Origin of the sequence: Salmonella sp. SAL4457 (assembly GCF_046548235.1) — a bacterium.
Lineage (GTDB): Bacteria > Pseudomonadota > Gammaproteobacteria > Enterobacterales > Enterobacteriaceae > Salmonella > Salmonella enterica.
Map to the genome: position 1 here is coordinate 1 of NZ_JBGDZO010000281.1, position 301 is coordinate 301.

Sequence of the window (301 nt, forward strand, 5' to 3'; positions counted from 1 at the left end):
GCTTATGTCGTAGTCAAGCCCTATGCAGAAGCCAACAGCACCTATTTCAGCTACTTGTTCCGCACTGCGGCTTACATGCAAGAGGTGAACAAGTTCTCTCGTGGCATCGTGGCTGACCGCAACCGTCTGTATTGGGAATCCTTCAAGCAGATGCCATCGCTGGTTCCGCCGCGCCCTGAGCAAGACCAGATCGTCACCTACCTGCGTACGCAGGACGCGCATATCGCCTGCTTCATCAGGGCCAAGCGCGATCTCATTGCGCTGCTGACCGAACAGAAGCTGCGCATCATCGACCACGCCG

1 protein-coding gene is annotated in these 301 nt (G+C 56.8%); it reads left to right on the forward strand.

Annotated features, from left to right (window positions below; genetic code table 11):
• Positions 1–301 (forward strand): restriction endonuclease subunit S (locus ACLJNW_RS24285; protein WP_410961229.1); only part of this gene is annotated, 301 nt, incomplete at both ends.